Below are 24,351 nucleotides of genomic sequence, written 5' to 3' on the forward strand. Positions count from 1 at the left end.
CGCCGAGACCCCGTCTTCGTACCGAGCCCCCGTCGTAGGACGGTATCTACGACGGGGGCTCGCGAGAAAGACGGGGGCTCGGCGCGGAAGGTCAGCCGGGTGGAAGGACACCGAACGCGGCCAGGCGCCGTCCGAGGTTCTCGGGGGTGCGGATATCCTCATTGCCCCACCGCGCGAAGCCCCAGCCCGTGACGCCGCGAATGTCATCCTCGCGACGTTTCTCAGCGAGTACGACGTCGGCGGGAGTCTCCGCTCGACGCAGATCCGGTTCGAGGTACTTCCCATCACCGTCGAACTCCCCGAAGACGCGAGAACGCGTGAAGCCGAAGTCGAGGAAGTACTCATCGTCGGCTGCCCCGACCACCCGAACCTGAAGCGGCGGCGGCGCGAACCCGAGCCGATGCAGCTGGATGCGGCTGACGCTCTCACCGGGGAGTTGCGCACGACCGTCGATGAAATCCGTCACCCATCGCGCCTGGCGGATGCCGCGCAGACCCGGATCGCACATGCGCTCAAGATCGGTGCGCCACTCGTCAGCGATATTCGTGTCGTAGAGCTGGCCGTCGACAGCGACGAGACGCAGCGCCGCATCGCCTGCGCTGACCGCCGTTTCCAGACGCGTTGTCCGCGCGAGATCGAGGACCGTTCTGTGAAGCGTCGTGCACAGGATGCCGTGACGGACGGTGACGTCGTCATCGTCCACCACCATCTGATGACGAGCCACGCCTGCCGCGACACGGCTGTGCCGGGCACCGTTTATCAGCGCGTCGACCAGAACATCCCGATCGCCCCGTAGCGGCAGACCCCAGAGCACCGCAGCGGACTGATGCGTAAAGACCGTCACCGTCCCCGCACGCGCAACAGCGATGACGCGAAGCAGATGCTGCCCCTCAGGCCACAGCTTCGTCCAAGCCTGAGCGTCGACGAACCAGCCTCGATGCACTCGGACGAGCGCGCCGGAACGTTCATCCTCCTGCAGCCTCCGCGGGGTGCGACCGGCATCCAGCAGAGCAGTCCGCGATTTCAGCATCCTGTCGGCTTGATCGAAGGTGATCCTTGTGCGCATTGCGCCATCGTGCCGCGCGGCACCCGTCTCTCACAGCGCTCCACACGCCAAGCCGCACTTTCTCACCTGTGCAGAACAAGTGCCGGCGATGTGCCGGCGCGCTGCCAGCGCGCCGAGACCCCGTCTTCGTACCGAGCCCCCGTCGTAGAACGGCTTCTACGACGGGGGCTCGCGAGCAAGACGGGGGCTCGACGAAAGACGACTCAGGCGTCGAGGCGGTGCAGCCAGCCGTGCTTGTCCTCGCGGCGGCCGTACTGGATGTCGGTGAGCTCCTCGCGCAGCGACAGAGCGAGGTCACCCTCGGGCTGGGGCTCCTCGCCCGCAGCGGTCACGAGAGCGCCGATCGGGGTGACGACAGCAGCCGTGCCGCACGCGAACACCTCGACGATCTCGCCCGATGCCACGCCGTCGCGCCATTCCTGCAGCGAGAGGGGCCGACGCTCGACGGTGTGACCGCGGTCTTCGGCGAGCTGCAGCAGTGAATCGCGCGTGATGCCCTCGAGGATGCTGTCGGACTGCGGCGTGACGATCCGGCCGTCCTTGAACACGAACACGACGTTCATGCCGCCGAGCTCTTCGACGTTGCCGTCCTGGTCGAGGAAGACGACCTGGTCGCAGCCCTTCTCGTACGCCTCGGCCTGCGGCAGCAGACTCGAGGCGTAGTTGCCGCCGGTCTTCGCGGCGCCGGTGCCGCCCTTGCCGGCGCGAGCGTAGGTCTCGGAGAGCCAGATGCGCACAGGCTTCATGCCACCCTTGAAGTACGAGCCGGCCGGGCTCGCGATCAGGTAGTAGGCGACCTTCTCGGCGGGGCGAACGCCGAGGAACGCCTCCTTGGCGAACATGAACGGCCGAAGGTACAGGCTCTGATCGTCACCGGAGGGCACCCACGCCCCGTCGACGGCGACCAGTTCGCGCAGCGACTGCAGGAAGTACTCGACCGGCAGTTCGGGCAGCGCCATGCGACGCGCGCTGCGCTGCATCCGCTCGGCGTTCTTCTGCGGTCGGAACGTGTGGATGGAACCGTCGGCGTGACGGTAGGCCTTGATGCCCTCGAAGATCTCCTGACCGTAGTGCAGCACGGCGGCAGCCGGGTCGAGCGCGATCGGGCCGTAGGGCTGAACGCGAGGGCGGTGCCAGCCTCCGCGTGCCGACCAGCACACGTCGACCATGTGATCGGTGAAGACCGTGCCGAAGCCCGGGTTCTTCAGGATCTCCTCGCGCTCGGCAGCCGATTTCGCGGCGAGGTTCTTGGTCACGGCGAAGTCGAGCGGAGCGAGTTCGGTATCGATCGTTGTCATGTCACATCCTGCGTTCGTTGCGAAGGGCGGGCGCTGGGTCCAGGTTACGCCTGGAGCCCGGCGATGATGGCGTCGCCCACGTCGGTGGTGGTGCGAGAGCCCGACCTGGCGGCGATGTCCGCCTCGACCGCGCTGGTGACGCGAGCGGCTTCCTCGCTGAGCCCGAGGTGATCGAGCAGGAGGGCGACGGACAAGATCGCCGCGGTGGGGTCGGCTTTCTGCTGGCCTGCGATGTCGGGCGCCGAACCATGAACGGGCTCGAACATCGAGGGGAACGTGCCGTCGGGGTTGATGTTGCCCGAAGCGGCGAGGCCGATGCCACCGGTGACGGCGCCTGCCAGATCCGTGAGGATGTCACCGAAGAGGTTGTCGGTGACGATCACATCGAAACGGCTGGGGTTGCTGACCATGAAGATCGTCGCCGCATCGACGTGCAAGTAGTCTACGACCACGCCGGGGTACTCCTGCGCCACCTCGTTCACGATCCGCTGCCAGATGGAGCCCGCGTGGACGAGCACGTTCGTCTTGTGCACCAGAGTGAGCTTCTGACGGCGACGCTCGGCGAGCTGGAACGCGTAGCGGACGACCCGCTCGACGCCGTAGGCGGTGTTGACGCTCGTCTCGTTGGCGATCTCGTGAGGCGTGCCGACGCGGATGGCCCCGCCGTTGCCGACGTACGGGCCCTCGGTGCCCTCACGCACGACGACGAAGTCGATCTCTCCCGGGTCGCTGAGCGGACCGGGAGCGCCGGTGTACAGCTTCGATGGGCGCAGATTCACGTAGTGGTCGAGTGTGAAGCGGAGTTTGAGCAGCAGGCCGCGTTCGATGTTCGCGTCCTTCAGCCGCGGATCGCCCGGCGTGCCGCCGACCGCGCCCAGGAGGATCGCGTCGTTCGCTTTGATGGCGTCGAGGTCACCTTCAGTGAGCGTGTCCCCAGTCTCGAGGAAGCGTGCGGCTCCGAGGGAGAACCGCGTCTTGTCGAATGTGATGTCGGTGCCTGCCGTGACGGCGTCGAGCACCTTCTCCGCTTCGGCGACGACCTCAGGACCGATGCCGTCACCGGGGATGACGGCCAGTTTCACGACACGCGACATTCGCACTCCTAGCATCGGGATGCCCACGGCTCGGCGCAGGCGCGGGTCTCCCCCAGCGTACTGGTCAGTCCGAACGGGGCGTGCGCAGTGTGACGGCGGCGACGACACCGGCTGTGACAACGAGACCGGCGCCGATCAGCGAGGTCACGGCGACACCCGATTCGAATGCAGAGGTCGCAGCTTCCCACAGCTGGCCCGCCAACGGGCCGGTGAGTTCGTGGGCGGCCGCGTAAGCACCGGCCAGCGTCTCGCGCGCAGTCGCCGCCAGTTCTACCGGCACACCGTCGGGGGTGACGAGCGCGCCCCGGTACAGAGCCGTGATGATCCCGCCCAGCACGGACGTCCCGAGGACGGCGCCGAGTTCGTACGCCGTCTCGGACACGGCACTCGCCGCGCCGGCCTTCGCCGGCGGAGCACTGGAGAGGATCAGTTCATTCGAGATCGTCTCGGCCGCGCCGATCCCGATGCCGAGAACCACGAACGCGATGACCAGCGTCAGGATGCTCCGGTCCTGGGAGGCGAAAGCGACGAGCAGGTAGCCGAGAACAGAGAAGACCAGCGCGGCCGGCACGACGATGTGCGGGCGGACTCGGCGCGAGATCGGCACGACGACGAGTCCGGCGATGATCATGACGACCATCCCGGGAACGAGCGCGAATCCGGCGACCATCGGCGACAGGCCGATCACCAGCTGCAGATGCTGCGACACGAAGTACAGGAATCCGACGAGCGCCACGACGCTGAGCAGGTTGACGAGGATCGCTCCGGAGAATGTGCCGAGACGGAACAGCGCCATGTCGAGCATCGGCGACTGCGACCGCAGCTGCCGACGGACGAAGAGCGCACCCAGCACGACACCGAGCATCGCCCACAGCAGGGCGCCGATCGTCGGGCCATCGACCGCGAACGACTTGATCGCGTACACGACCGGGATCATCGCCCCCATCGACAGGACGATGCTGATCGGATCGACCCGGCCCGGTGCGGGGTCGCGGCTCTCGGGAACCAGCAACGGTGCCGCGATGAGAAGCGGGATGAGCACCGGGACTGCGATGAGGAACACCGAGCCCCACCCGAAGTGCTCGAGCAGGAACCCGCCGACGATCGGGCCGAGGGCGGCGCCGGCCGAGAAGGCCGACGCCCACACCGCGATCGCCATCCGGCGCTGGTCGCGATTCTGGAAGATCGAACGCAGCAGCGAGAGCGTGGACGGCATCAGCATGGCTCCGAAGAATCCGAGCATGACGCGAGCGGCGATGAGCAGTCCGGCGGTGGGGGCGAACGCGGCCAGTGCCGAGACGACCGCGAACCCGGTCGCGCCGATGAGGAGCATCCGGCGGCGTCCGAATCTGTCGCCGAGGGTTCCCATCGTCACCAGGAGGCCCGCGAGCACGAGCGGGTAGGCGTCGATGATCCACAGTTGCTCCGCCCCCGACGGGTGGAGCGCGAGAGCGATCTCCGGCAGCGCGAAGCTCAGCACGGTGTTGTCCACCGAAACCAGAAGCACGGGGAGCATGAGGACGATCAGCGCCCACCAGGCGCGCGCCCCCGCGCGCGGGCCGTCGTTCGTGGCCACCGGAGCCGGTGCCGTCTGCGTCATCGTCTCTGCCTGTCGTCGAAGAAGTTATCTATACCGTCCGGCTGGTATAGTAACAGACATGGCGAGACCACCACTAGCCCGCGAACGAGTCCTCGATGCCTTCGAGGCGATACTCATCGACGACGGCGAGCGTGCCGCTACGCTCGAGGCCACCGCCGCCGCGGCCGGCGTCTCGAAGGGCGGCCTGCTGTATCACTTCGGCTCCAAGGACGACCTCGCCATGGGTATGACGGATCGACTGCTACGGCTCGTCGACGAGGATCTCGTCGAGATGGGCAAGGCGTCAGACGGCCCGATCGCGTACTACGTGCGCACCTCGGTCATGGAGAACGATCCGCTCGATCGTGCGATTATCGCCGTGTCGTGCCTGGCGCAGGGAGGGTCGACGACGGCCAAGGAAGCGCTGCGCGGCATCCACATGCGTTGGGGCGAGTCGATCCGTCCCCACGTGCGCGACCAGGCCGCATTCGACCTCGTCATGCTCGTCAGCGACGGGCTCTACTTCAACAACTCCCTGGGGCTGAACGGTCCCGAGCGGCCCGTCCCCCGTGACGCCGCGCTGCGCGCACTGGTGGATCTCGTCGTGCGCGCAGCGACCTGAGCCCGGTCAGACCTCTTCGATCTCGATCTGCTTCATGACGCTGGCCTCGATTGCGACGCCGACCTCGTCGAGCAGCTCCTCCGGCACGCGGGAGTCCACGGTGAGCACCGTGAGCGCCTCTCCTCCGGCTGCGCGACGAGCGACCTGCATGCCAGCGATGTTGATGCCGGCGTCGCCGAACTTCTGTCCGTAGACGGCGACGATGCCCGGCCGGTCGATGTACTGCATGACGATGTGGTTCGTCTCGATCGGGACCTCGATGTCGTGGCCGTTGATCCCCACGATCTTCTGCACCATCCGGGTGCCGGCCAGCGTGCCGGCGACCGTGAGCACCGTGCCGTCGGCGAGTGCGCCGCGCAGGGTGGTGAGGTTGCGGTACTCGGGGCTCTCCTTCTCGACGATCAGGCGGGCCTCGATCCCGCGCTGCTCGGCGAACAGCGGGGCGTTCACGTAGGAGACGTTCTCACTGATGACGTTCGAGAGGATGCCCTTGAGCGCTGCGAGCTTGTAGACGCTCACGTCGTAGTCGGCGAGCTCGCCGCGCACCTCGATGTCGAGCGCGGTGACCGCAGAGCCGGCCAGGCCGCTGAAGACCTGTCCGAGCTTCTCGACCAGGGCGATACCAGGGCGCACGAACGGGTCGATGATGCCACCGGCGACGTTCACGGCATCCGGGACGAGGTCGCCCTCGAGGGCGAGCTTGACCGAGCGCGCGACGGAGATGCCGGCCTTCTCCTGGGCCTCATCGGTCGACGCGCCGAGGTGCGGGGTCACGACGACGTTCGGCAGCTCGAGCAGGTCGCGAGCGGATCCGCCCTCCGCCGGCGGCTCTGAGGTGAAGACGTCGAGGCCTGCACCGGCGATCTCTCCGGCGACCAGAGCCTCGCGCAGGGCGACCTCGTCGATCAGGCCGCCGCGGGCGACGTTGACGACGTAGGCGGACTTCTTCATCGCCGCGAACTGCGCCGCACCGATCATCCCTGTCGTCTCGGGGGTCTTCGGCATGTGGATCGTGAGGAAGTCGACCTCGGCGACCAACTCGTCGAGGGACCGGAGCTCGACACCCAGCTGCTGGGCGCGGGCGCTGGTGACGTACGGATCGTAGGCGACGACTTTCATCCCGAAGCTCTGCATGCGCGCCGCGACAAGAGCGCCGATCCGGCCGAGGCCGACGATGCCGAGCGTCTTCTCGAACAGCTCGGTGCCCGTGTAGGCGCTGCGCTTCCACTGCCCTGCCGCGAGCGACGCGTGCGCAGCGGGCACGTGGCGGGCGAGGCTGATGATGTGCGCGCAGGTGAGTTCGGCCGCCGAGATGATGTTCGACGTCGGGGCGTTGACAACCATGACGCCGGCCTTGGTCGCTGCCGGGATGTCGACGTTGTCGAGACCGACGCCTGCGCGTGCGATGACTTTGAGCTTCGGAGCGTGGCCGAGCGCCTCGGCATCCACCTTCGTCGCCGAGCGCACCAGCACCGCGTCCGCGTCCGTCAGAGCCGAGAACAGCGCCTCGCGATCCGTTCCGTCCACCTGACGGACGTCGAAGTCGGGGCCGAGGGCCTCGATCGTGGCGGGCGAGAGAACTTCGGCAATGAGCACGACGGGCTTCGGCACAGGCGGATCCTTCGGGTTAGCGGCACAGCGCGGATTGGGGACCGATGCGCCGCACACCGTCGGGGGCGCGATCGAGACCAACCTTACCGGAGCAGGAACAGTGCCCCGCGCCGTGTGACGGGCACCGTCAGGTCGTCAGCGACGAGAAGTTCAAGCTGCTCAGGGCCACCACGTTCATCCAGAACACTGCGACCAGCGCTAGCCCCGCGAGCAGCACGACCGCGAACTCGAATGCGCTGCGTCGGCGCCCGAGAGCATACCCCGCCACGAATACGAGCACCGGGAAGAGCACCGAGAAGATCAGCACGAACCAGCCGTACGCGTTCAGTCCATACTGCGCGACCGTCACCAGATAGGCGATGGCGTTCCATACGGCGTAGGCGTAGAACAGGCCCGCCAGCCCCAGGATGATCGTCTTCACCACGCCGAGCGCCGGCCGAGCCAGAACCGACTGCTCGCTCATGCGCCCACCGCCCCTGTCATCACGAACGGCCACGGGACGAGGAGAGCCGCACCGGCCAGGAACCCGAGTACGCGCACCCACCCGGCAGAGCGACGCGTGAGCAGCCAGACGGCGGCGAACCACAGCGCAGGAGCGATGACCGCGGACCAGACCGCGACCTGGTACATCACGGACGGAACGAGGAACAGCGCACTCGCCTGCAGGTTCAGTCCGCCGATGATCCAGCCCACCGTGTAGAGCAGGTAGATGCCGCCGATGATGCCGACCAGCAGCAGCATCGGGGTGCTCAGATGACCGGGCTGCTCGGGATCGCTGATACGGCCGTCGGCTTCGATCCGGCCGACCGATTCGCTGTCCCTGCCGACCGCCTTCCACCCCTGGGGCAGTGCAGCGGCAGGTGCGGCAGCCGGCTCGTCGCGCTTGCCCGGTCGTTGCGGCGACGGGTCAGCGTCGCCCTCCCAGGACAGCGCGTCGTCTGCATCCGATGTCATGTGTCCAGCGTAGCGATGCCCACGAGCGCCGGATATGCTCAGGGAATTCACAGAACCACGAGGGGGACATCTTGTCGAAGTCGGAGAAGGACGTCGCAGAGAAGAACTGGACGCCCACAGCGGAGTCGAAGCGCAAGGCGACGATGTTCCGCTGGATCGCAGCCGTCCTCTGGGCAGTCGCGATCGCCGCAGAGGCAGTCGCCATCTTCTGGCTGCTGCGCCAGCGCGAGTTCGTAGGTGAGGACGGCGGTCTGGTAAGGAACTCGGAGACGGGCCTGCTCGAAGACCAGCAGGCCACAGCCCAGTTCCCGCAGTGGGCCTTCATCACGCTCATCGTGCTGCTCGTCGTGATCGCGGCGCTGTCGATCACCGGTTCCTTCCTCTGGAAGAAGGCGAACCGCCTGGATCCGGCGAAGAAGTCGGACACGCTGCGGTTCTTCGTCCAGAACCAGCTCGGCGCGATCATCGCGATCATCGCGTTCCTGCCGCTGATCATCCTGATCTTCCTGAACAAGGACATGGACAAGGGTCAGAAGACGACGGCCGGCATCATCGGCGTGGTCCTCGCGGTCGCCGCTGTGGCCCTCGGCATCGATTACAACCCGTCGTCCGTCGAGCAGTACACGGCAGATCAGTCAACCGTCATCCAACTGCTCGGCCAGGACGAGGTCGTCTGGGTCGACGGCGGCTCGGTCTATCACGTGTGCGAAGAGGTCTCCGACATCCAGACCGGCAGCGAGAAGCGCACCGGCACGACGGCCGAGGCGGTAGCGGCCGGCAAGACGCGCCTCACGCTCGAGTTCGCTTCGGAGATGCGCACCTGCGGGCTCGCGGTGCCCGAGAACTCTGACGAGATCGTCGAGGCGCTGCGGGCGATCCGCGACGGTCAGACCGACACACTGCTCCCGGCACCGGTCTGGACGGACGCTTCCGACGCACCGATCCAGATCCCGGATGCTGCGCCCGCCGAGTGATCGACACACGCCGAGACCCCGTCTCATTGCCGAGACCCCGTCGCAATCACGCGGATGCGACGGGGTCTCGGTGCGAAGACGGGGTCTCGGTGAGGGGTTGGGATCAGCGAGCGGCCGACCCGTCCACGTAGTCCTCGTCCTGCTGCTTCCAGGCGAACAGCGAGCGCAGCTCCTTGCCGGTCGTCTCGATGGGGTGCTGCTCCTCCTTGGCGCGAAGCTCCTGGAACTCCTTGGCACCGTTGTCCTGGTCATCGATGAAGCGCTTGGCGAAGGCACCGGACTGGATGTCGGCGAGCACGCCCTTCATGCTCTCCTTGACGGCGGAGTCGATGACGCGGGGGCCGGAGACGTAGTCGCCGTACTCTGCGGTGTCGGAGATCGACCAGCGCTGCTTGGCGATGCCGCCCTCCCACATGAGGTCGACGATGAGCTTGAGCTCGTGCAGGACCTCGAAGTATGCGATCTGCGGCTGGTATCCGGCCTCGGTCAGCGTCTCGAATCCGGCCTGGACGAGGTGGCTGACGCCACCGCAGAGAACGGCCTGCTCGCCGAACAGGTCGGTCTCGGTCTCTTCGGTGAAGGTCGTCTTGATGACGCCGGCACGGGTGCCGCCGATGGCCTTGGCGTACGAGAGGGCGAGCGCCCAGGCGCTGCCCGATGCGTCCTTCTCGACGGCGATGATGTCCGGGATGCCGCGGCCGGCGACGAACTCGCGACGCACAGTGTGGCCGGGAGCCTTCGGTGCGACGAGGATGACGTCGACGCCCTCGGGCGCGTCGATGTAGCCGAAGCGGATGTTGAAGCCGTGCGCGAACGCGAGGGTCTTGCCGGCGGCGAGGTTCGGGGCGATCGACTCGGAGTAGATCGTCCGCTGGTGCTGGTCCGGTGCGAGGATCATGATGACGTCGGCCCAGGCGGTGGCATCCGCCACGTTCTTGACCGGGAAGCCGGCCTCCTCGGCCTTCGCGGCCGACTTCGAGCCGTCCTTGAGGGCGATCGTGACCTCGACGCCCGAGTCGCGCAGGTTCTGCGCGTGGGCGTGGCCCTGCGAGCCGTAGCCCACAATGGCGACCTTCTTGCCCTGGATCAGGGAGAGGTCGGCGTCGTCGTCGTAGAAGATCTCAGTGCTCACGTTGTGTTTCTCTTTCCTATCGAGGTATATGGATGTCAGTCAGCCGCGCAGGACGCGTTCGGTGATGCTCTTGCCGCCGCGCCCGATGGCGAGAAGACCGGACTGCGCGATCTCCTTGATGCCGAAGGGCTCGAGGGCGCGCAGCAGTGCATCGATCTTGCCGCGGTCGCCGGTGACTTCGATCACCAGCGCGTCGGAGGCGTAGTCGACCACGGCGGCGCGGAAGAGGTTCACGACCTCGATCACGTTCGACCTGGTCGAGTTGTCGGTGCGCACCTTCACCAGCACGTGCTGGCGCTGCACTGATGAGGCGAAGTCGAGCTCGACGATCTTGATGACGTTCACGAGCTTGTTCAGCTGCTTGGTCACCTGCTCGAGCGGCAGTTCCTCGACGTCGACGACGACCGTGATGCGCGAGATGCCGGGCACCTCGGTGACGCCCACCGCGAGCGACTCGATGTTGAAGCCGCGTCGAGCGAAGAGACCGGCGACGCGGGTCAGCAGACCTGGCGTGTCCTCGACGAGGAGGCTCAGCACGTGCTTGGACATGGGTCAGACCTCCTCATCGAACGCGGGGGCGTGATCGCGCGCGTATTGGACGTAGTTGTTGCTGACGCCCTGCGGCACCATCGGCCACACCATCGCATCCGCCGAGACGACGAAATCGATGACGACGGGGCGATCGTTGGTCTCGAGCGCGAGTTGGATCGCCGCATCCACCTCTTCCTGCTTCTCGACGCGGATGGCCAGGCACCCGTACGCCTCGGCGAGCTTCACGAAGTCCGGGATGCGGACGGTGTCGTGCCCGGTGTTCAGGTCGGTGTTCGAGTAGCGGCCGTCGTAGAACAGCGTCTGCCACTGCCGCACCATGCCGAGCGACGAGTTGTTGATGATCGCGACCTTGATCGGGATGTTGTTGATCGCGCAGGTGGCGAGCTCCTGGTTGGTCATCTGGAAGCACCCGTCGCCGTCGATCGACCATACGACCCGGTCGGGTTCGGCGACCTTGGCGCCCATGGCGGCCGGGACGGAGTAGCCCATCGTCCCCGCTCCCCCGGAGTTCAGCCAGGCGTTGGGGCGCTCGTACTTGATGAACTGCGCTGCCCACATCTGGTGCTGACCGACGCCGGCGGCGTAGATGCCCTCGGGTCCGGTCAGCTCGCCGATCCGCGAGATCACGTACTGCGGGGCGAGCAGACCGTCGCTGGGCTCTGTGTACCCGAGGGGGAACTCATCCCGCAGACCGTCGAGGTACGACCACCAGTCCGAGATGTCAGGCCGGTCTCCCCCGATGACACCGCGGTACGCGGCATCCAGGTCGATGAGCACGTCGCGCACATCACCGACGATCGGAACGTCCGCCGTGCGGATCTTTGAGATCTCGGCCGGATCGATGTCGACGTGCACGACCTTCGCGAACGGAGCGAAGAGCGCGGCCTTGCCGGTGACGCGGTCATCGAACCGGGCGCCGAGCGAGACGATGAGGTCCGCCTCCTGCAGTGCCAGCACAGCGGGAACCGTTCCGTGCATGCCCGGCATGCCGAGGTGCTGCTCGTGCGAGTCGGGGAACGCCCCGCGCGCCATCAGCGTGGTGACGACCGGCGCATTCGTCGATTCTGCGAGGTCCTTCAGCTCGGCGGACGCACGACCGCGCACGACGCCGCCGCCGACGTACAGCACGGGCTTCTTCGCCTCTGCCAGCAGCGCCGCGGCCGCCTGGATCTGCTTGCCGTGCGCCTTCGTGACGGGCCGGTAGCCCGGCAGGTCGATCTTGGGCGGCCAGATGAAGGGCACCGTGTCCTGTTGGGCGTCCTTCGTGATGTCCACGAGCACGGGCCCTGGACGACCGGTCGAGGCGATCTCGAACGCCGCCGCGATCGCGCCGGGGATGTCGCGAGCGTCCTTCACGAGGAAGGAGTGCTTGGTCACCGGCATCGTGATTCCGACGATGTCGGCCTCCTGGAAGGCATCCGTGCCCATCAGCGTCGAGAACACCTGGCCGGTGATCGCGACCATGGGCACCGAGTCCATGTACGCGTCGGCGATCGCCGTGACGAGGTTCGTCGCGCCGGGCCCGGAGGTGGCGATGCATACGCCGACCCTCCCGGACGCCGAGGCGTAGCCCTCGGCGGCGTGGCCTGCTCCCTGCTCATGACGGACGAGGATGTGGCGGAGCTCTGATGCGTCCATCAGCGGGTCGTAGACAGGGAGGATCGCGCCGCCGGGGAGACCGAACACGTCGGTCACTCCGAGCAGCTCGAGTGAGCGGACAACGGCCTCCGCGCCGGTGATCTCCGGCGCGGAGTTCTTCGGGGACGGCGGCCGTGGCACGGCCGATAAAGCGTCAGCAGTCATGTCATTCCTTGGTGATCCGCAGGGTCAGCCCGTGGTCGCGCCTTCGGCGGCGGAGCGCACGAGCTTGGAGTACTTGGCAAGAACGCCACGGGTATAGCGCGGGGGAAGCGGCTCCCAGCCGGAACGGCGGGAGGCGAGCTCTGCGTCATCGACGAGTAAGTCGAGCGAGCGAGCTGCGATATCGACCCGTATCAGATCACCATCGCGCACGAAGGCGATAGGACCTTCGTCCACCGCTTCGGGTGCTATGTGGCCGATGCACAGGCCGGTTGTGCCGCCTGAGAATCGTCCGTCCGTCAAGAGTAGTACATCTTTTCCGAGCCCAGCGCCCTTGATGGCGGCGGTGATCGCGAGCATCTCCCGCATCCCGGGGCCGCCCTTCGGACCCTCGTAGCGGATCACGATGACTTCGCCGGCGTTGATCTCGCCGTTCGCGACAGCATCCATCGCGGCGCGCTCGCGCTCGAACACGCGAGCAGGGCCCTCGAACACCGTGGCGTCGAAGCCGGCGGTCTTGACGACCGCGCCCTCCGGGGCGAGCGAACCGTGCAGGATCGTCAGACCGCCGGTGGCGTGGATCGGGTTGTCGAACGTGTGGATGACCTCGCCGTCGATCGGGTCCGGGTCCAGGTCCGCCAGGTTCTCAGCGAGCGTCTTGCCGGTCACGGTGAGCGCGTCGCCGTGCAGCAGGCCCTCGTCGAGCATCGCCTTCATGATCACCGGGATGCCGCCGTGACGGTCGACGTCGTTCATGACGTACTTGCCGAACGGCTTCATGTCGGCCACGTGCGGGACCTTGTCGCCGATGCGGTTGAAGTCGTGCAGATTCAGTTCGACCTCGGCCTCGCGGGCGATGGCGAGCAGGTGCAGTACGACGTTGGTCGATCCGCCGAGCGCCATCGCGAGGGCGATCGCGTTCTCGAACGCCTCGGGGGTGAGGATGTCACGCGTGGTGATGCCCTGACGCAGCAGGTTCACCACGGCCTCACCTGAGCGGTGCGCGAAGTAGTCGCGGCGGCGGTCCGCGGCGGGCGGGGCTGCTGATCCGGGGAGGCTCAGTCCGAGCGCCTCGGCCACGGATGCCATCGTGTTGGCGGTGTACATGCCGCCACAGGCGCCTTCACCCGGAGCGATCGCGCACTCGATGCGCTTGAGGTCCTCTTCGCTCATGAGGCCCGCTCGGCACGCGCCGACGGCCTCGAACGAGTCGATGATCGTGACGTCCTTCTCGGTGCCGTCCGACAGCTTCACCCAGCCGGGGGCGATCGATCCGGCGTACAGGAACACGCTCGAAAGGTCGAGGCGCGCGCTGGCCATGAGCATGCCCGGAATCGACTTGTCGCAGCCGGCGAGCAGGACGCTGCCGTCCAGACGCTCGGCCATCATGACCGTCTCGACCGAGTCGGCGATGACCTCACGGGAGACTAGGGAGAAGTGCATTCCCTCGTGGCCCATCGAGATGCCGTCCGAGACGGAGATCGTGCCGAACTGCAGCGGGTATCCCCCGCCGGAGTGCACGCCCTCCTTCGCCCCCTGTGCAAGCCGGTCCAGGCTGAGGTTGCACGGCGTGATCTCGTTCCAACTGGAGGCGATGCCGATCTGCGGCTTGTCCCAGTCCGCATCGCCCATTCCGACGGCGCGGAGCATGCCTCGGGAGGTCGTGGCCTCGATGCCGTCGGTGACGACGCGGCTGCGGGGTTTGATGTCGATGGACGCGTTCGAAGAAGGATCTTGCGGGGACATGACGGCAGTCTATTCCCGTCCGGCGGAGCGCTCTGACGCCACCGCCTCCAGAAGCACGGCCATGTCTTGTGGGGTGTCCACACGCAGCGTCGCGGCGGAATCGCCCGGTCCGACGCGAACGCCCAGATCACCGGGGAGCAGCACCTGCATGGCGTCCTCGTCGGTCACGTCGTCGCCGGCGAACAGGATGCCGGTGGCGTCGAAGTGCTCGCGCAGCACGCGCATCGCCGTGTCCTTGCCCTCCACGCGGGAGGAGAACTCCAGGACGCGATGGCCGAGGCGGCGGCGCCAGTGCGGGAAGCGTTCGGCGACCAGGGCGTCGACGGCGGCGAACGCGGCGAGCTCGGTCTCGCGCGTGGCGCGGCGGCTGTGGATGCCCATGCCGAAGGTCTTCGGCTCGAGCCCGACGCCTTCGTAGCGGTCGACGATCGGCTGTGCCGCGGCCCACAGCTCCTCGCGCGCGCCGTCCTCGGTGGCCGCGCCAGGCGCATCCTCGTCACCGGTGCCGGGGAACCAGTACTGCGCCCCGTGCGATCCGGCCAGGGCGACGACCGAGTCGTCGGTGTGCTCGGTGATGATTCTGAGATCGTGCATGCTGCGCCCGGAGACGTAGGCGACGAGCGTGTCCGGGAGCGCGGCGAGGCGACTGACCTGCTCGGCGACGGCGGGGAGAGCCCGTGCGGCCATGGGGTCGGGCACGAGCGGGGATGCCGTCCCGTCGAAGTCGAGGGCGACGATCAGGCGCGGTGTCGCCGCGATGGCGGTCAGCGCGTCGTCTGCGGTTCCGGGGGTCCAGGTGCGGGTCACTGCGTGTCTCCTCGTCGGGGTCCGATTCCCGACCAGCCTCTCACGCGGGCGCGACGGCGAACCGCCACATGACGGGCGCTCAGGCGTGCCGTGAGCGGACCGCCGCCAGCGCGTCGAGGAACGAGGCCGACCAGGCCCTGACGTCGTGCTCGAGCACGCGCTTGCGCAACGATCGCATCCGCCTGCTCTGTTCGGCCGGGTCCATCTCGACCGCCGTCATGATCGCGTCCTTCAGGCCCTCGATGTCGTGCGGGTTGACCCGGATCGCCTGTCGCAGCTCGTCCGCGGCGCCGGTGAACTCGCTCAGCACCAGCGCACCCCTGTTGTCGGCCCTGCTGGCGATGTACTCCTTGGCGACGAGGTTCATGCCGTCGCGCAGGGCCGTGACGAGCATGACGTCCGCGGCCAGATAGAGGGCGACCATCTCCTCGCGCGGGAATCCCTGATGCAGGTACCGGATGGCCGTATGCCCCATGGTGTCGGTGTCGCCGTTGATGCGGCTGACGGACAGCTCGATCTCGTCCCGCAGGTGCACGTAGGCATCGACGCGCTCACGGCTCGGACTCGCGACCTGGATGAGCGTGACGTCCTCCACCTGCAGCCTGCCCTCGGCGAGCAGCTCGCCGTATGCCTTGATGCGGTGCCTGATCCCCTTGGTGTAGTCGAGTCGGTCGACGCCGAGCAGGATCCGCTTCGGGTTTCCGAGGCTCTGGCGGATCTCCGCCGCGCGCGCGCGCACTTCCGGCTTGGCGACCAGCTCGAGGTAGGGCGATGTGTCGATCGAGATCGGGAACGCCTTGGCGAGCACTGGCCTCGACCCGGTCTCGGCCGGCACATCGACCATCGAGCCCTTGACCCCGTACTGCAGACGTCGCCGGACGGCAGCGAGGAAGTAGGTGGCATCCTGCGCTCGCTGGAAGCCGATCACGTCGGCCCCGAGGAGTCCGCGGAGGACCTGATCGCGCCACGGCAGCTGGGCATAGAGGCCGTGCGCCGGGAACGGGATGTGATGGAAGTACCCGATCGTGACATCGGGCCGCAGCGCCCGCACCATCTCGGGGACGAGCTGCAGCTGGTAATCGTGCACCCACACCGTGCCCTTCGGCGCGACCGCATCGGCGGCGGCCTCGGCGAACCGTCGATTGACGGTGACGTACGAGTCCCACCACTCCCGGTGGTACTGGGGCGGCGCGATCACGTCGTGGTAGAGCGGCCAGATCGTGTCGTTCGCGAACCCCTCGTAGTACTCCGCGACCTCCTGCTCGCTGAGCGCGATGGGAATCAGCTTCAGATCGTTCGCCACGAACGGTTCGAGTTCCAGGTCGGCCTGCCCTGCCCAGCCGACCCAGGCGCCGTCGACCGATCTCATCACCGGTTCGAGGGCGGCGACGAGCCCGCCGGGCGACGTGCGCCAGATCTCCTCACCGTCGTGGCTGACGACCCTGTCCACCGGAAGGCGGTTCGCGACGACGACGAATTCTGCGGCGGTCATGGGAGCTCCTCGCACCAGGGGTGAGCCTCCAGGTTATCGAGTGCGCGACCGCGTGCGGCTGGCGAACCAGTTCAGGATGCCGGTGACGAAGACGATCGCGGCTGCGCACGCCGGCAGCAGCAGCGCGGTCGTGGTGCCCAGGTTCTGCGCCACCTCGCCGGTGACGGCGGCTCCGATGGACTGGCCGACGATGACGGCCGATCCGAGCATCGTCATGACGGTCGCCGAGCGGCCGAGCGGGCTGCGCGCTGCGCCGAAGCTGTACTGGGTGACCAGCGTCGGGCCGATCCCGATCCCCATGATGGCGAGCACCGCGGTGATGCCGCCCGGCGAATCGACGAAGGCCAGCAGCAGCGCGCCGAGCAGCAGGATGCCGGCGAACACGAGCCATCGCGCGCGCAGCGAGAAGCGCGGGGGGAACCATGCGACGCCGAGTGCGAGTGCAGCAGAACCGATCCCCATGACGCCGTACAGCAGACCGGCCTGCTCCGGCGACCCTCGGTCCGCCATGAAGGCGGTGAGCGAGGTGAGGGTCGCACCGAAGAACAGCCCGACCCCCAGGATGCCGATGACCACGACGAGCAGCTGCGGACGGACGAGCTCGGACACGGAGGACGGCGCACGACCATCACTCCCCCGTTCAGCCGACACATGCCTGGCGCTGGGGTGCAGCGCGAAGGCGCCGACGAACGCGAGCGTGAGCACTGCGGCGCCGACCAGAGGCGCCCAGGGGGCGATGACGGATGCCGCGATGCCGACCAGGAACGGGCCGAAGACGAAGACAGTCTCGTCCGCTGCCGACTCGTACGCCATCGTGCCGGAGGTCGTCCGCACACGCTGGTCTTCCGGCATCCGCTCGTTGATGATCGTCACCAGACGGGAGCGGGACATCGGCGCCACCTGAGGAGCCGTCGCACCGATTCCGACGGCGGCGAGCAGCACGAGCGTGTCAGCGGCCGCACTGTAGACGACGAGCGTGAACACGATCAGCACCGCGCTGTTGGCGATCGTCAGAAGGATCAACACCGGGCGCTGCCCGAACCGGTCGGCGGCCGCACCGAGCAGCGGGCCGAAACAGGCCGTGCCGAGGCCGACCGCTGCCGAGGTGAGTCCGCCGAGCGACAGCGACTCGCGTGCGGAGACGACGATCGTGAGGACGCCGACCACCATCATGGCGAACGGCAGCCGTGCCACGAAGGCGATCACGAAATAGGGAATCCCAGCCTGTCTGAGAAGGCTCGCAGGAGCAGATGCGTGTGTCTGTGTCATGACTCTCGCGCGCCCGAGGACGCGGGGATCAGGTGCCGCCGCTGTCCGTCGGGGCGCCGACGGCCGGTAGATACACAGCTTCAAGCGCTCACGCGCCGCACTGATCCTAGCGTCCGAGCCTGATGGTTTCCAGGGCCAGCTACCTCGCGGCTGGAAGGGGTAGCGTGGCTGCATGCGCTACCTCTTCAGCACCGGACTCGTCGCAGCGATCTCGGCGGGAGTATCGCTCCTGCGCGGAACGCGCGATGAACCGATCACGTGGCGCGCTGCCCTCTCGTGGGTCAGCTGGGGCATCACCCTCGCGCTCGCGGTCGGCGCTGTCGTCGACCTCAGGCGCGAGCGTCGCGGCGACCTCGTCGATGCCGACTCGCCCCAGTCAGTGAAGAAGGCGAAGAAGGCGCAGCGGCTCCAGTTCCGGTCTCAGAAGGCGCTGGCCGACGCGCAGGGACACGCCAAAGCCCGCCGTTGAACGGCTTGCTCAGCGCGTGAGGATCAGCGCCTCGCCCTGACCGCCGCCTCCGCAGAGACCGACGGCGACCGTACCTGTCCCCCGTCTGGCGAGCTCATGCGCCATGTGCACGACCAGACGGTTGCCCGATGCGCCGATCGGGTGGCCGATCGCGATCCCGCCGCCATGGATGTTCACGATGTCGCTCGAGATCCCGAGCTCGGTCTGCGACCGGGCGACGACGGCGCCGAAGGCCTCGTTGATCTCGACGAGGTCGAGGTCGGCCGCCGTGATCCCCTGCTTCTCGAGCGCGCGGGTGATCGCCTGCGCCGGCTGCGCCTGGAGCGAGTTGTCCGGGCCGGCGGTCTGACCGCTCGCGCCGATGACGGCGAGCACGGGCCAGCCCTGCGCTTCGGCGTTCTCACGAGTCGTGACGATGACAGCCGAGGCGCCGTCGGAGATCTGCGAGGAGTTGCCCGCCGTGATCGACCCGCCCTCGGCGAATGCGGCACGCAGTCTGCCGAGCGTTTCCACTGTGGTCTCCGGGCGCACGCCCTCGTCGCGGCTGACCACGACCGGCTCCCCGCGGCGCTGCGGAACCTCGACGGTGACGATCTCGTCGTCGAAGGCACCGGCGTCTGCGGCAGCGGCCGCTCGCTGATGGGACAGCGCAGCCACCTCGTCCTGCGCCTCACGGGTGAGCTCGAAGCGCGCATTGTGACGCTCGGTCGACGCCCCCATGCTCTCCCTGTCGTACGCGTCGGTGAGGCCGTCGTACGCCATGTGGTCGAGCACCTCGACGGTGCCGTAGGTCCAGCCGTCGCGCGAGCCCATGAGCAGGTGCGGGGCTCGTGTCATCGACTCCATGCCGGCAGCGACCACGGTCGTGGCATCCCCGGTTCGGATCATACGAGCGGCATCGATGATCGCCGTGAGGCCCGACAGACACACCTTGTTGACCGAGTGCGCTGGCACGTCCCACCCGATGCCGGCGCCGATCGACGCCTGGCGCGCGGCGTTCTGCCCTGAGCCGGCGGCGAGCACCTGCCCGACGATGACCGCGTCGATCGCCCCGGGGTCGACGGCCGCCTGCTCCAGCGCGCCCTTGATGGCGAGCGATCCCAGCTGGGGCGCCGTGAAAGATGCCAGCTGCCCCTTCAGACGGCCCTGCGGGGTACGGGCGGCGGCGACGATGACGACGTCGGTCATGACAGCTCCTTCAGTTCAGGCGACAGGATGAGTGCCGGCTCGGTCGCGTCGATCACGTCCTGCACGCTCACCCCCGGTGCGGTCTCGACCAGCACGAGTCCATCATCGGTCACGTCGATCACGGCGAGGTCGGTGATGATGCGATGCGCCACACCCTTGCCGGTGAGCGGCAGCGAGCACGCGTTCACGATCTTGGCGGAGCCGTCCTTCGCGACGTGCTCCATGAGGATGATGACGCGACCCGCCCCGTGGACGAGGTCCATCGCACCTCCGGGGCCCTTGACCATCTTCCCCGGGATCATCCAGTTCGCCAGGTCGCCTGAGGCCGAGACCTGCATGGCTCCGAGGATGGCGGCATCGATCTTGCCGCCGCGGATCATGCCGAAGCTCGTCGCCGAGTCGAAGAACGCGGTGCCGGGCAGAGTCGTGACCGTCTCCTTGCCGGCGTTGATGAGGTCGGGATCCACCGCATCCTCCGTCGGGTAGGGGCCGACGCCGAGGATGCCGTTCTCGGACTGCAGCACGAGGGTGACGCCCTCGGGGACGTAGTTCGGGACGAGCGTCGGCAGACCGATGCCGAGGTTGACGTAGGAGCCGTCTGTGAGCTCGGCGGCGGCGCGGGCGGCCATCTGCTCTCGGGTGCGTGCCATGGTCAGGCTCCTTCCGTGGCGGTGCTCGGCTGGGACACGGTGCGACGCTCGATGCGCTTCTCGATCTCGGTGCCGACCTCGATGATGCGGTGCACGAAGACCCCGGGCAGGTGGACGGAGTCCGGGTCGATCTCGCCCGGCTCGACGAGCCGTTCGACCTGTGCGATGCAGACGCGACCGGCCATCGCGGCGAGCGGGTTGAAGTTGCGGGCGGCCTTGTTGAAGACGAGGTTGCCGTGCCGGTCGCCGACCGCGGCGTGCACCAGCGAGAAATCGGTGGAGATCGCCTCCTCGAGAACGAAGTCCTTCGGCGTGCCGTTCAGATCGAAGGAACGAACTTCCTTCTTCGGCGATGCCACAGCGACCCCGCCGTCGGCGTCGTAGCGACGAGGCAGGCCGCCATCCGCGACCTGCGTTCCGACGCCGGTCTGCGTGAAGAACGCCGCGATGCCGGATCCTCCTGCACGCAGCTTCTCGGCGAGCGTCCCCTGCGGTGTGAGTTCGAGCTCGAGCTCACCGGAGAGGAACTGTCGCTCGAACTCCTTGTTCTCGCCGACGTACGACGACGTCATCTTGCGGATGCGCCGCGCGCCCAGCAGGATGCCGAGCCCCCAGTCGTCGACGCCGCAGTTGTTGCTGACGACGCTGAGGTCGGTCGTTCCCTGCGCGAGCAGGGCCTCGATGAGGGCGATCGGGTTGCCGGAGAGTCCGAAGCCTCCGACCGCCAGGGACGCCCCGTCAGGGATGTCGGCGACGGCGTCAGCAGCCGATGCCCATTGCTTGTCGATCACGCAGCACTCCTTCGTGTGAGGTCTTCCTCCAGCATCCGCCATCTGCGGCGCCGGGTGAAGCCGGGTCTTGCGATATGGGCGAATGGGAAGGTAGCGTCCACATTATGGACACCCCGGCTCGCTCCGTGCCCGGCGCTCAGGCCGTGGCGCGCGCTGCCAGGCTTCTGCGTCTGGTGACCGCCGGAGGCGACGACGGAGCCGCCCTGCAGGACCTCGCGAAGGCGGCCGACCTGACACGCTCGACTGCGCACCGTCTGCTCAGCGCGCTGCGCGCCGAAGGTCTCGTCGATCGCGACGAGGAGAGCGGCCGATGGATGCCTGGACCGGAGCTGTTCCTCATGGGATCAGTGGCCGCGGCGCGCTACGACGTCACGGCTCTGGCGCGTGACATCGTGCGGTCGCTGGCGGTGAAGACCGAGGAGAGTGCCTTCCTCTCGGTGCGCCGAGCCGACGAGACGGTGTGCCTGCTCCGCGAGGAGGGTGCCTTCCCGATTCGCTCGTTCGTACTCAGCGAAGGTGTGCGGTTCCCCCTGGGCGTCGCGAGCGCCGGGCTGGCGATTCTCTCGTTCCTCCCTGCCCACGATGTGGATGCCTATCTGGACAGGCATCCTGAGCTCAGCAGCCGATGGGGGCGCACGCACTCCGCGGCTCCCCTGCGCCGCCGCTTGGCCGAGACGAAGGAGCGCGGCTACGCCGTGAACCCCGGCCTCATCGTCGAGGGCAGCTGGGGCATGGGCGCCGCCGTGTTCGACCGCAGCGGGCGTCCGGAGTGGGCTCTGAGCCTCACCGGAGTCGAGTTCCGCTTCGGCCCCGATCGGATCGCCGAGCTCGGCCGGACACTGATGGCGCACGCCCACCAGCTGTCGTCCCGAATCGCCAACCGGACCGGTCACTGAGCCTGTCGAAGTGCGTCCGGTTGCGCTCCCACGACGCCGACCTCGGCCTGCACGAGAGGAGCGAGCGCCAGGGCGCCGCGGTCGCTCATGACGACGGTGTAGTGGTTGAGTCCGTCCAGGTGGCGATGGCGGATGTCCGGGTGCTCGGCCAGCAGCTTCTCGCGGTGCCCGGCCGGGTAGAGGCCGGGCGTCTCGTTCTGCAGGCCGCGGGGCACGGTGATGAACAGCGTCGGAACGGTCAGCGCGGCCAGCGCCTCGGGCAGCGCCGATCCCAGATTCAGATCGATCGTGTCCTCGACGGTGGTCTGGTAGCTCGTGGCGGGACGGAGCCCATCACCATCGGGCACGAGGTCGTAGGCGATGTAGCGCTCGAGGTCGTCGCTCCAGTCCGCCTCGAAGGCGGGGTGGTGCCGCCAGAACACCTCGATGTACTCCTCGACGCTCGTCCAGCGCTTGGACAGGCGGTCGGCGGTCGGTCCGAGGATGATCGACACGAGCTGGTCCGGCTCGACCCCGGCCGGGACGTCCAGCGGTAGCCCGCCGTCGACCAGAACCAGCTGCTGCACCCGCGTCGGATGCAGGTGCGCGAGCACGACGGCGACGAATCCTCCCATCGAGTGTCCGATCACCGGTGCAGTGCTCACGCCGAACGCGTCGAGAACCGCGACCATGTCGGTCGCGTGGGCGACCATGCCGGCCGCGCCGGCGAGCTCGTTGCTCGCGCCGCGGCCGCGCAGATCCGGGGCGATGACGCGGACACCAGGCAGCTGCTCCACGAGGAACGGCCACGCCAGATGGGAGGAGGTGACACCGTGGATCGCGAGAACCGTGAGGATGTCGCCTACGGCATCCACCGGGTCCCACACGCCGACGCGCAGGTCGCCACCGCTGACCGGGACATCGACGGTGCGATACGTGTGCGTGCTCATCGTGCCGTCCACCCGCCGTCCATCGTGTACGACGAGCCGGTCACCATCGCGGCGTGCGGCGACGCGAGCCATCCCGCCAGCGACGCCACCTCTGATGCATCGACGAGACGCTTGATCGCGCTCTCGGTCAGCATGATCTTCTCGACGACCTCGTTCTCGGGAATGCCGTGCACCTTGGCCTGATCGGCGATCTGCTTCTCGACCAGCGGCGTGCGGACGTAGCCGGGATTGATGCAGTTGCTGGTCACTCCGTGCGGCCCGCCCTCGAGAGCCGTGACCTTCGACAGGCCCTCGAGGCCGTGCTTCGCGGTGACGTACGCGGATTTGAAGGGGCTAGCGCGCAATCCATGGACGCTGGAGATGTTGATCACACGCCCCCACCCCCGCTCGTACATGCCGGGAAGTGCCGCGCGGATGAGCAGGAACGGCGCCTCGAGCATGATGCGCTGGATGGTGCGGAAGGCGTCAGGATCGAACTCGGCGATCGGGCTCACGCGCTGAATCCCGGCGTTGTTGACGAGGATGTCCGCCTCGAGCTCGAGGTCGTCGAGCGCCGACGTGTTCGAGAGGTCGACCGCCCAGGCCTCACCGCCGAGGGCCGCCGCGTGCTCCTCGGCCGCGTCGCGGTTCAGGTCGGCTATGACGACGTGCGCGCCGCGCGAGGCGAACTCCCGAGCGCACGCGAGGCCGATGCCGCTCGCTCCCCCGGTGATGACGGCTCGGCGTCCGGCCAGATCCTGATCAGCCATTGTCGTTCTCCTTCTCCCCCGCACCCGCGGCGGCGTGCGGCCGCAGTGCATTGCCGATGAACCGCGTCATGCCGTCGATGACGGCGGCGTCGATCTGCGCGGGCGGTCGCCCGTCGGCGTCCCGCTCCCAGAGCAGGTATCGCATGCCGATCAGCTCGCCGGCGCCCATGAGCGCCCAGGCGGCCACCTCTGGGTCGAGCGTCGGATCGATGTCTCCGTCCTGCTGCGCGGCGCGCAGACCTGCGCGGTAGCCCTCGACGATCCGCTCGTAGTGCAGTCGCATGGTCGAAGGCGAGACGAACTCCGCCTCGCGGACGACACGATAGAGCGCCGGGTGCGCGGCGGTGAATCGGAAGAATCCCTCGAATCCGAGTCGCTCCGCCTCGATGCGGTTCTTCGCTTCAGCCATCGCTTCGGACATGGAGTGCCGGACGCGACGGTTGAGATCGATGACGAGCGCTTCGAAGATCGTCTGCTTGCTGTCGAAGTACAGGTAGAAGGTGCCGAGAGCCACGCCTGCTCGCTCGGTGATCTTCACGATCGACGCCTCGTGGTACCCGAGGTCGGCGAACACGCCCTCGGCGGCCTCGAGCAGCCGGCGTCTGGTGGCCTCTCCGCGCTTGGTCAGCGGACGGCCAGTGGCGGGCGAGACCAGCTCGTCGGCCATGGTCTCAACGGACGTG

At 67.8% G+C, this 24,351-nt stretch carries 24 protein-coding genes; 4 read left to right on the forward strand and 20 right to left on the reverse strand.

Annotated elements, in window-relative coordinates; genetic code table 11:
- Positions 1-91 precede the first annotated feature (91 nt).
- From LQZ87_RS10170 to LQZ87_RS10185, 4 genes are all read right to left on the reverse strand, one after another.
- A complete protein-coding gene (locus LQZ87_RS10170; RefSeq protein ID WP_230103349.1) occupies positions 92-1,066 on the reverse strand; it encodes a hypothetical protein in 975 nt (324 codons plus the stop codon).
- Between the two features lie 203 nt (positions 1,067-1,269).
- Positions 1,270-2,364: a branched-chain amino acid aminotransferase gene (locus LQZ87_RS10175; protein WP_230103350.1), complete on the reverse strand. Its 1,095-nt coding sequence runs from the start codon at positions 2,362-2,364 to the stop codon at positions 1,270-1,272.
- 44 nt (positions 2,365-2,408) lie between these two features.
- The gene (locus LQZ87_RS10180) at positions 2,409-3,458 is read right to left on the reverse strand and encodes a 3-isopropylmalate dehydrogenase (protein ID WP_230103351.1); all 1,050 of its coding nucleotides are present in this window, start codon (positions 3,456-3,458) and stop codon (positions 2,409-2,411) included.
- A 64-nt stretch (positions 3,459-3,522) separates the two neighbouring features.
- On the reverse strand, positions 3,523-5,058 hold the full coding sequence (locus LQZ87_RS10185) for an MFS transporter (RefSeq protein WP_230103352.1): 1,536 nt from the start codon (positions 5,056-5,058) through the stop codon (positions 3,523-3,525).
- Between the two features lie 58 nt (positions 5,059-5,116).
- Here LQZ87_RS10185 and LQZ87_RS10190 point away from each other — a divergent pair, with 58 nt between their 5' ends.
- The gene (locus LQZ87_RS10190) at positions 5,117-5,659 is read left to right on the forward strand and encodes a TetR/AcrR family transcriptional regulator (protein ID WP_230103353.1); all 543 of its coding nucleotides are present in this window, start codon (positions 5,117-5,119) and stop codon (positions 5,657-5,659) included.
- A gap of 6 nt (positions 5,660-5,665) precedes the next feature.
- Here the strand turns inward: LQZ87_RS10190 and serA are convergent, their stop codons facing one another.
- The 3 genes from serA to LQZ87_RS10205 all read right to left on the reverse strand — a co-directional run bounded on the left by serA (position 5,666) and on the right by LQZ87_RS10205 (position 8,224).
- Complete coding sequence (gene serA, locus LQZ87_RS10195) at positions 5,666-7,270, reverse strand: phosphoglycerate dehydrogenase (RefSeq protein ID WP_230103354.1); 1,605 nt, start codon at positions 7,268-7,270, stop codon at positions 5,666-5,668.
- A gap of 127 nt (positions 7,271-7,397) precedes the next feature.
- The gene (locus LQZ87_RS10200) at positions 7,398-7,733 is read right to left on the reverse strand and encodes a hypothetical protein (protein ID WP_230103355.1); all 336 of its coding nucleotides are present in this window, start codon (positions 7,731-7,733) and stop codon (positions 7,398-7,400) included.
- Complete coding sequence (locus LQZ87_RS10205; RefSeq protein WP_230103356.1) at positions 7,730-8,224, reverse strand: hypothetical protein; 495 nt, start codon at positions 8,222-8,224, stop codon at positions 7,730-7,732. Before LQZ87_RS10205 ends, LQZ87_RS10200 begins: the two co-directional genes overlap by 4 nt.
- A 71-nt stretch (positions 8,225-8,295) precedes the next feature.
- Here LQZ87_RS10205 and LQZ87_RS10210 point away from each other — a divergent pair, with 71 nt between their 5' ends.
- Complete coding sequence (locus LQZ87_RS10210) at positions 8,296-9,198, forward strand: hypothetical protein (RefSeq protein ID WP_230103357.1); 903 nt, start codon at positions 8,296-8,298, stop codon at positions 9,196-9,198.
- 103 nt (positions 9,199-9,301) lie between these two features.
- Here the strand turns inward: LQZ87_RS10210 and ilvC are convergent, their stop codons facing one another.
- From ilvC to LQZ87_RS10245, 7 genes are all read right to left on the reverse strand, one after another.
- Complete coding sequence (ilvC, locus tag LQZ87_RS10215) at positions 9,302-10,330, reverse strand: ketol-acid reductoisomerase (RefSeq protein ID WP_230103358.1); 1,029 nt, start codon at positions 10,328-10,330, stop codon at positions 9,302-9,304.
- Between the two features lie 39 nt (positions 10,331-10,369).
- The gene (gene ilvN / locus LQZ87_RS10220; protein WP_230103359.1) at positions 10,370-10,879 is read right to left on the reverse strand and encodes an acetolactate synthase small subunit; all 510 of its coding nucleotides are present in this window, start codon (positions 10,877-10,879) and stop codon (positions 10,370-10,372) included.
- A 3-nt stretch (positions 10,880-10,882) separates the two neighbouring features.
- Positions 10,883-12,685 carry an acetolactate synthase large subunit gene (locus tag LQZ87_RS10225; protein WP_230103360.1) on the reverse strand — a complete coding sequence of 601 codons (1,803 nt, stop codon included), beginning with the start codon at positions 12,683-12,685 and terminating at the stop codon, positions 10,883-10,885.
- A gap of 24 nt (positions 12,686-12,709) precedes the next feature.
- A complete protein-coding gene (gene ilvD / locus LQZ87_RS10230) occupies positions 12,710-14,428 on the reverse strand; it encodes a dihydroxy-acid dehydratase (protein WP_230103361.1) in 1,719 nt (572 codons plus the stop codon).
- A gap of 9 nt (positions 14,429-14,437) precedes the next feature.
- Complete coding sequence (otsB, locus tag LQZ87_RS10235) at positions 14,438-15,235, reverse strand: trehalose-phosphatase (protein ID WP_230103362.1); 798 nt, start codon at positions 15,233-15,235, stop codon at positions 14,438-14,440.
- A 79-nt stretch (positions 15,236-15,314) separates the two neighbouring features.
- Positions 15,315-16,727 carry a trehalose-6-phosphate synthase gene (locus tag LQZ87_RS10240; RefSeq protein WP_230103363.1) on the reverse strand — a complete coding sequence of 471 codons (1,413 nt, stop codon included), beginning with the start codon at positions 16,725-16,727 and terminating at the stop codon, positions 15,315-15,317.
- Between the two features lie 33 nt (positions 16,728-16,760).
- Complete coding sequence (locus LQZ87_RS10245) at positions 16,761-17,933, reverse strand: MFS transporter (RefSeq protein WP_325471455.1); 1,173 nt, start codon at positions 17,931-17,933, stop codon at positions 16,761-16,763.
- A gap of 235 nt (positions 17,934-18,168) precedes the next feature.
- On the opposite strand from LQZ87_RS10245, the gene LQZ87_RS10250 reads away from it, so the two are divergent.
- Positions 18,169-18,465 (forward strand): hypothetical protein, encoded by a 297-nt coding sequence (locus LQZ87_RS10250; protein WP_230103365.1) that lies wholly within the window; start codon positions 18,169-18,171, stop codon positions 18,463-18,465.
- Between the two features lie 9 nt (positions 18,466-18,474).
- Here LQZ87_RS10250 and LQZ87_RS10255 read toward each other — a convergent pair whose 3' ends face one another.
- From LQZ87_RS10255 to LQZ87_RS10265, 3 genes are read right to left on the reverse strand one after another with little or no spacing between them, the layout of a single operon-like run.
- Positions 18,475-19,653: an acetyl-CoA C-acetyltransferase gene (locus tag LQZ87_RS10255; RefSeq protein WP_230103366.1), complete on the reverse strand. Its 1,179-nt coding sequence runs from the start codon at positions 19,651-19,653 to the stop codon at positions 18,475-18,477.
- Complete coding sequence (locus tag LQZ87_RS10260; RefSeq protein ID WP_230103367.1) at positions 19,650-20,303, reverse strand: 3-oxoacid CoA-transferase subunit B; 654 nt, start codon at positions 20,301-20,303, stop codon at positions 19,650-19,652. Before LQZ87_RS10260 ends, LQZ87_RS10255 begins: the two co-directional genes overlap by 4 nt.
- A gap of 2 nt (positions 20,304-20,305) precedes the next feature.
- Positions 20,306-21,094 (reverse strand): CoA transferase subunit A, encoded by a 789-nt coding sequence (locus LQZ87_RS10265; protein ID WP_230103368.1) that lies wholly within the window; start codon positions 21,092-21,094, stop codon positions 20,306-20,308.
- A gap of 104 nt (positions 21,095-21,198) precedes the next feature.
- Between LQZ87_RS10265 and LQZ87_RS10270 the strand changes: the two genes are divergently transcribed.
- Positions 21,199-21,990: an IclR family transcriptional regulator gene (locus LQZ87_RS10270; RefSeq protein ID WP_230103369.1), complete on the forward strand. Its 792-nt coding sequence runs from the start codon at positions 21,199-21,201 to the stop codon at positions 21,988-21,990.
- On the opposite strand, the gene LQZ87_RS10275 is transcribed toward LQZ87_RS10270, so the two are convergent.
- From LQZ87_RS10275 to LQZ87_RS10285, 3 genes are read right to left on the reverse strand one after another with little or no spacing between them, the layout of a single operon-like run.
- On the reverse strand, positions 21,984-22,919 hold the full coding sequence (locus LQZ87_RS10275) for an alpha/beta hydrolase (protein WP_230103370.1): 936 nt from the start codon (positions 22,917-22,919) through the stop codon (positions 21,984-21,986). The two genes, LQZ87_RS10270 and LQZ87_RS10275, sit on opposite strands and share 7 nt — an antisense overlap.
- Positions 22,916-23,668: a 3-hydroxybutyrate dehydrogenase gene (locus tag LQZ87_RS10280; protein WP_230103371.1), complete on the reverse strand. Its 753-nt coding sequence runs from the start codon at positions 23,666-23,668 to the stop codon at positions 22,916-22,918. Before LQZ87_RS10280 ends, LQZ87_RS10275 begins: the two co-directional genes overlap by 4 nt.
- Positions 23,661-24,335 carry a TetR/AcrR family transcriptional regulator gene (locus LQZ87_RS10285; RefSeq protein WP_230103452.1) on the reverse strand — a complete coding sequence of 225 codons (675 nt, stop codon included), beginning with the start codon at positions 24,333-24,335 and terminating at the stop codon, positions 23,661-23,663. Before LQZ87_RS10285 ends, LQZ87_RS10280 begins: the two co-directional genes overlap by 8 nt.
- Positions 24,336-24,351: the final 16 nt, after the last annotated feature.

Source organism: Microbacterium sp. Bi121, from assembly GCF_918698005.1.
Classification (GTDB): Bacteria; Actinomycetota; Actinomycetes; order Actinomycetales; family Microbacteriaceae; genus Microbacterium.